2 protein-coding genes are annotated in these 8,076 nt (G+C 33.6%); both read left to right on the forward strand.

Annotated elements, in window-relative coordinates; translation table 11 throughout:
- The first annotated feature begins 569 nt into the window (after window positions 1-569).
- Complete coding sequence (locus HT722_RS05975) at window positions 570-7,130, forward strand: S8 family serine peptidase (RefSeq protein WP_173278087.1); 6,561 nt, start codon at window positions 570-572, stop codon at window positions 7,128-7,130.
- A 479-nt stretch (window positions 7,131-7,609) separates the two neighbouring features.
- Window positions 7,610-7,918, forward strand: coding sequence for a hypothetical protein (locus HT722_RS05980; protein ID WP_173278089.1), 309 nt, complete (start codon window positions 7,610-7,612; stop codon window positions 7,916-7,918).
- Window positions 7,919-8,076 lie beyond the last annotated feature (158 nt).

Here is an 8,076-nt window from a genome sequence, read left to right on the forward strand (position 1 = left end):
TTGAGCTGACTTCGTCAGTCTTATCTACAACCTAAAAGCAGTGCTTTTAGCAACCTGCGGCTAGTTTCCTAGTTTGCTTTTTGATTTTCATTGAGTATTAGTTGCTAGAGCAAGACAATCGTAAAGCCTAGGTCACAGGTGAACATATGACTGAAGATTTGAAAAAATAGATATGTATAAATAACCGTTAAGTCTTATTATTAGCGGTTATTTATATTGTTTAATAGCGTTGATATTTCATCAATGATGTTTGACTTTGTGATTTTGGTAGTGGTTCAATTTGATTGCTACTATTTTTGATGGTATGAATGTGCTTATAATGTATCCCCGTTAAGTACGAAACTTTTGGATCATTTATTAACATGCGTTAAAAATAAAATTAACCAGCCTTAATTTTTCTTGACTTAAATTTTTTAAATGATATACTATTTTTATGGAGAGCTAACAATTATATATAAATGTACTACTCTATTTCCTAGATAATACTTAGTAAAACTTTTTATAACAAAGGCTAGCAAAGTTAAAGTTTTCTATCTATTGGAAGTTAAATAAATATGTAAGGAATTAAAATGAAAAAAAGTACAGTATTGTCATTAACCACAGCTGCAGTTGTTTTAGCAGCATATGTCCCTAATGAGGTAGTCTTAGCAGACACATCTAGCTCTGAAGATGCTTTAACTATCTCTGATACAGAAAAAGTAGTAGTAGATAAGGAAGCAGAAAATAAAGAAAAACATGAAAATATTCATAATGATATAGAAACTTCCAAGGATACTGAAGAGAAGAAAACAACGGTTATTGAGGAAAAAGAAGTTGTTAGTAAAGAATCTGTGATAGATAACAAAACTAGCAATGAAGAAGCAACAATCAAAGAAGATTCCAATCAATCCCAAGAAGATAAAGCTAACTCGTCTGCAAGTAAAGACCCAGAAAGTCCCAAAAAAGAGGATAAACTTGTCTATATTGCTGAATTTAAAGATAAAGAATCTGGAGAAAAAGCAATCAAGGAATTATCCAATCTTAAGGATACAAACGTTTTATATACCTATAATACGATTTTTAATGGTGTTTCAATAGAAACAACTCCAGATAATCTGGATAAAATTAAACTAATAGAAGGTATTTCATCGGTTGAACGGTCACAAAAACTCCAACCCATGATGAATCATGCCCGAAAGGAAATTGGAGTTGAGGAGGCTATCGATTACCTAAAGTCTATCAATGCTCCATTTGGTAAAAATTTTGATGGTAGAGGTATGGTCATTTCAAATATCGATACCGGGACAGATTATAGGCATAAGGCCATGAGGATTGATGATGATGCTAAAGGCTCAATGAGATTTAAAAAAGAAGACTTAAAAGGTACTGATAAAAATTTCTGGTTGAGTGATAAGATTCCTCATGCTTTCAATTATTATAATGGTGGTAAAATTACTGTAGAAAAAGCTGATGATGGGAGCGATTATTTTGATCCACATGGGATGCATATTGCAGGGATTCTTGCGGGAAATGATACTGAAAAAGATATTAAAAACTTTAACGGAATAGATGGAATTGCTCCTAATGCACAGATCTTCTCTTATAAAATGTACTCTGACGCAGGATCTGGCTTCGCAGGAGATGAAACAATGTTTCATGCTATTGAAGATTCCATTAAACACAATGTCGATGTTGTTTCGGTATCATCTGGTTTTACAGGAACAGGTCTTGTAGGTGAGAAATATTGGCAAGCTATTAGAGCATTAAGAAAAGCAGGCATTCCAATGGTTGTAGCTACAGGTAACTATGCGACTTCTGCTTCAAGTTCTTCATGGGATTTAGTGGCAAATAATCATCTGAAAATGACCGACACTGGAAATGTAACGCGAACAGCAGCACATGAAGATGCGATAGCGGTTGCATCTGCTAAAAATCAAACAGTTGAGTTTGATAAAGTTAACATAGGTGGAAAAAGTTTTAAATACAGAAATATAGGAGCCTTTTTCGATAAGAATAAAATCACAACAAATGAAGATGGTTCAAAAGCTCCTGATAAATTGAAATTTGTATATATAGGCAAAGGCCAAGACCAAGAGTTGATAGGTTTGGATCTTAAGGGCAAAATTGCAGTAATGGATAGAATTTATACAAAGGATTTAAAAAATGCTTTTAAAAAAGCTACGGATAAGGGTGCACGCGCCATTATGGTTGTAAATACTGTAAATTACTACAATAGAGATAATTGGACAGAGCTTCCAGCTATGGGATATGAAGCGGATGAAGGTACTAAAAGTCAAGTGTTTTCAATTTCAGGAGATGATGGTGTAAAGCTATGGAACATGATTAATCCTGATAAAAAAACTGAAGTCAAAAGAAATAATAAAGAAGATTTTAAAGATAAATTGGAGCAATACTATCCAATTGATATGGAAAGTTTTAATTCCAACAAACCAAATGTAGGTGACGAAAAAGAGATTGACTTTAAGTTTGCACCTGACACAGACAAAGAACTCTATAAAGAAGATATCATCGTTCCAGCAGGATCCACATCTTGGGGGCCAAGAATAGATTTACTTTTAAAACCCGATGTTTCGGCACCTGGTAAAAACATTAAATCTACTCTCAATGTCATTAATGGGAAATCAACTTATGGCTATATGTCAGGAACTAGTATGGCAACTCCAATCGTAGCAGCTTCTACTGTTTTGATTAGACCGAAGTTAAAGGAAATGCTTGAAAGACCTGTATTGAAAAATCTTGAGGGAGATGACAAAATAGACCTTACAAGTCTTACAAAAATTGCTTTACAAAATACTGCGCGACCTATGATGGACGCAACGTCTTGGAAAGAAAAAAGCCAATACTTTGCATCACCTAGACAACAGGGAGCAGGGCTAATTAATGTTGCCAATGCTTTGAGAAATGAAGTTGTAGCGACTTTCAAAAACAAGGATTCTAAAGGTTTGGTAAACTCTTATGGTTCTATTTCTCTTAAAGAAATAAAAGGAGAAGAAAAATATTTTACAGTTAAGCTTCACAATACATCAGACAGACCTTTAACCTTTAAAGTTTCAGCATCAGCGATAACTACAGATTCTCTAACTGACAGATTAAAACTGGATGAAACATATAAAGATGAAAAATCTCCAGATGGGAAGCAAATTGTTCCAGAAATCCATCCAGAAAAAATCAAAGGAGCAAATATCACATTTGAGCATGATACTTTCACTATAGGCGCAAATTCTAGCTTTGATTTGAATGCGGTTATAAATGTTGGAGAGGCTAAAGACAAAAATAAATTTGTAGAATCATTTATTCATTTTGAGTCAGTGGAAGAAATGGAAGCTCTAAACTCTAACGGGAAGAAAATAAACTTCCAACCTTCTTTGTCGATGCCTCTAATGGGATTTGCTGGGAATTGGAACCACGAACCAATCCTTGATAAATGGGCCTGGGAAGAGGGTTCAAAATCAAAAACAATGGAAGGTTATGATGATGATGGTAAACCGAAAATTCCTGGAACCTTGAACAAGGGTATTGGTGGAGAACATGGTATAGATAAATTTAATCCAGCAGCTATTATTCAAAACAGAAAAGATAAAAATATTACATCACTAGACCAAGACCCAGACTTATTTGCCTTTAACAACCAAGGTATTCATGCAGAATCCACTAGTGGATCTAATGTTGCTAGGGTATATCCACTTGACTCAAAGGGAGAACCACAAAGTGTTTCACTAGAAAGAGGATTAACCCCTTCTCCACTTGTATTAAGAAGTGCAGAAGAAGGATTGATTTCAATAGTAAATACAAATAAAGAGGGAGAAAATCAAAGAGACTTAAAAGTCATTTCGAGAGAACACTTTATTAGAGGAATTTTAAATTCTAAAAGCAATGATGCAAAGGGAATCAAATCATCTAAACTAAAAGTTTGGGGTGATTTGAAGTGGGATGGACTCATCTATAACCCTAGAGGTAGAGAAGAAAATGAACCAGAAAGTAAGGATAACCAAGATCCAGCTACTAGGATAAGAGGACAATTTGAATCAATAGCTGAGGGTCAATACTTCTACAAATTCAAATATAGATTAACCAAGGATTATCCATGGCAAGTTTCTTATATACCAGTAAAAATTGATAATACAGCTCCAAAAATTATTTCAATTGATTTTTCTAATCCAGATAAAATTAAATTGATCGCAAAAGATACCTACCACAAGGTAAAGGATGAGTACAAACACGAAACCTTGTTTGCTAGAGACCAAAAAGAACATCCTGAGAAATTTGAAGAAGTAGCCAACGAAGTATGGTACGCAGGTGCAGCTCTTGTCGATAAGTATGGAGATGTTGAGAAAAGTCTTGATGTAACTTACGCCGGAGAGGGTGAGGGAAGAAATAGGAAGCTTGATAAAGATGGAAATACTATCTACGAAATTAGCGGAGCAGGAGATTTAAGAGGAAAAATCATCGAAGTAATCGCCCTAGATGGTGCAAGCAACTTCACCAAAATCCATAGAATTAAATTTGATGACCAAGCTGATGAAAAAGGAATGATTTCTTATTACCTAGTAGATCCTGACAAAAATGCTTCTTCTTACAAAAAACTAGGGGAAATTTCTGAAGATAAACTTAAAAATGCCCAAAGTCCAGAAGCCTCAAATAACGTAGAAGAAAAGAAAGAGACTGTTGAAGAAAAACCTATAGAGGGACCTTCAACTCTAGAGTTAGACAAAGAAATCTCTACTGTAAGAAACTTTGAAAATAAAGACCTAAAGAAACTAATTAAAAAGAAATATAAGGAAGAAGAAGACTTTGTAAATGGCGGAAAAAGAAAAGTAGAGCTTGATTATCAATATGACGATGAAGGAAATATAACTGCCTATGTGGATGGAAGTGCTCTAGAATATGAGACTGAGAAACTTGATGATGTTAAATCAAAGCTTGGTGGTGTATTAAGCCCATCAAAGGATGGACATTTTGAAATTCTTGGAAAAGTAAGTAATGTATCCAAAAATGCTAAGGTATATTATGGAAATACCTATAAATATATAGAAATCAAAGCGACCAAGTATGATTCCAATTCAAAAACGATGACATTTGATTTATACGCTAATATTAATGATATTGTGGATGGATTAGCTTTTGCAGGAGATATGAGATTCTTTGTTACAGATGATGGTCAGAGAAAAGCTGAAACGAAGATTAGAATGCCTGAAAAAAATAGGGAAACTAAGACAGAATATCTCTATGCATCAAGTTATGGGAATATAATAGAATTAGGGGAAGGAGATCTTTCAAAGAACAAACCAAACAATTTAACTGAAATGGAATCTGGTAAAATCTATTCTGATTCAGAAAAACAACAATATCTATTAAAGGATAATATCATTCTGAGAAAAGGCTATGCACTAAAAGTGACTACCTATAATCCTGGAAAAACGGATATGTTAGAAGGAAATGGAGTCTATAGCAAGGAAGATATAGCAAAAATACAAAATTCCAATCCTAATCTAAGAGCCCTTTCAGAAAAAATAATTTATTCTGACAGTAGAAATGTTGAAGATGGAAGAAGTACTCAAGCTGTATTAATGTCGGCTTTGGACGGCTTTAACATTGTAAGGTATCAAGTGTTTAGATTTAAAATGAACGATAAAGGGGAGGCAATCGATAAAGATGGAAATCTTGTAACAGATCCTTCTAAACTTGTATTATTTGGTAAAGATGATAAAGAGTACACTGGAGAGGATAAGTCCAATGTAGAAGCTATAAAAGAAGATGGCTCTACGTTATTTATTGATGCAAAACCAGTAAACCTTTCAATGGACAAGAACTACTTTAATCCATCTAAATTTAATAAAATTTATGTACGAAATCCAGAGTTTTATTTAAGAGGTAAGATTTCTGATAAGGGTGGTTTTAACTGGGAATTGAGAGTTAATGAATCTGTTGTAGATAATTATTTAATCTACGGAGATTTACACATTGATAACACTAGAGATTTTAACGTTAAGCTTAATGTTAAAGACGGTGACATCATGGACTGGGGAATGAAAGACTATAAAGCAAACGGATTTCCAGATAAGGTAACAGATATGGATGGAAATGTTTATCTTCAAACTGGCTATAGCGATTTGAATGCGAAAGCGGTTGGAGTACACTATCAATTTTTATATGATAATGTTAAACCAGAAGTAAACATTGATCCTGAGGGAAATACTAGTATCGAATATGCTGATGGAAAATCTGTAGTCTTTAACATCAATGATAAAAGAGATAATGGATTCAATGGTGAGATTCAAGACAAACATATTTATGTAAATGGAAAAGAATATAAATCATTTGATGATATTAAACAACTAACAGATAAGACACTAAATATTAAGATTCTTGTAAAAGATTTCGCAAGAAATACAACCGTAAAAGAATTCATTTTAAACAAAGATACGGGAGAGGTAAGAGAACTAAAACCTCATAGGGTAACTGTGACCATTCAAAATGGAAAAGAAATGAGTTCAACGATAGTGTCGGAAGAAGATTTCATTTTACCTGTCTATGAGGGTGAATTAGAAAAAGGATATCAATTTGATGGCTGGGAAATTTCTGGTTTCGAAGGGAAAAAAGACGTTGGCTATGTTCTTAATCTATCAAAAGATACCCTTATAAAACCTGTATTCAAGAAAATAGAGGAGAAAAAGGAGGAGGAAAATAAACCTACTTTTGATGTATCGAAAAAGAAAGATAAGGTACAAGCAAATCATAGTCAATTAGATGAAAATTACAAAAAGGAGGATTTACAAAGAGAACATCATTCACAAAAACCTGATTCAACTAAGGATGTCAAATCTACAGTTTCTGTACAAGTAAATTATAGTCAATTAGATGAAAGTCAAAGATCTGATTCAACTAAGGATGTTACAGCTCCAGTTCCTGATAAAAATGATAAAAACTTTGAAAATAAGAAGGAAGTTTATCTTAATGAACCAGAGAATATAGCTAATAAACATACCAATATCGATAGTAAATCGGATACTAACAATTCTGATAGATTGCCAAAAACCGGAACAGTTAGAGAAGGTTTTACACCATTCATTGCTGGAATAATGTTTACCTTAGGTGCATTTCTTGGATTAAAGAAAAAAGATCAAGATTAAGACAAAAGCTATAGAAAAATGGTTTGTGTACTGAGATAGTATGATGATGAAACAGTTTTGTAAAAATAGCTATTTATAACTTAATTATTTAGTTTACTTTACTATTGATACTCTTTTTTGGATCTATTAATAGACTTAGTTTCGATAACTAATGAATTGATTGAAAGGGTTAGTATTGACAATATTGGTCATATTGATTAGAAAATAGAGTCTATCAAAATTTAAAGGCTAATAGAGGTGATGAGACAATTTCAAGGAATTAAGGCGTTTGGTTGCTTAATTCCTTTTTATTTGGAAGGAAGTTTTTCACCTATTTCCTTATTTTACGGCTATTATTGAGCCACTTAGACCGAGATTGAGACCAGATAGGCAAAAGAACTTGTTCTTGAAAATGACCTCTGTTATAATGATTTTTGTAAGGAACAGGAGGCGTCACTATCAGATAAGTCAAGTTCCTAAAAAAGAAATCGGAGATCAAAATGAAAAAGTTATTGGGAATTGTATTTTTACTAGTAGCAGCGACAGTATTGTATTTTGGTTCTGTTGGCTGGCCAAGTTTAGATGTCAACCTCTGGTCACTGATTCCGGTAGGCTTGTTCCTCTATTTCACTCTAGAGAATCTTTTGAAAAAAGACTACAAGGCTAGTCTGATGTGTTTAATTATTGCCTTTATCATCGCAAATGCAATTTTGGACCTTTTGCCAATTTCAAGTGGCTTGGTCATTGGAGCAGGTGTGCTGGCTTGTGTAGGTATTGCCTATCTATTTCCTGATAAAGAAGGGAAATAGGAATTATTGAAAATCTCTTCAAACTACGTCAGCTTCCATCTGAAACCTCAAAACCGTGTTTTGAGCTGACTTCGTCAGTTCTATCTACAACCTAAAAGCAGTGCTTTTAGCAACCTGCGGCTAGCTTCCTAGTTTGCTTTTTGATTTTCATTGAGTAT

This window comes from Streptococcus sp. 53 (genome assembly GCF_013276565.1).
Lineage (GTDB): Bacteria > Bacillota > Bacilli > Lactobacillales > Streptococcaceae > Streptococcus.

Excerpts from the sequence above, each read along its gene's own strand:
- HT722_RS05975 (WP_173278087.1), top strand. The coding sequence starts at position 570 with ATGAAAAAAAGTACAGTATTGTCATTAACCACAGCTGCAGTTGTTTTA.
- HT722_RS05980 (WP_173278089.1), top strand. The coding sequence starts at position 7,610 with ATGAAAAAGTTATTGGGAATTGTATTTTTACTAGTAGCAGCGACAGTA.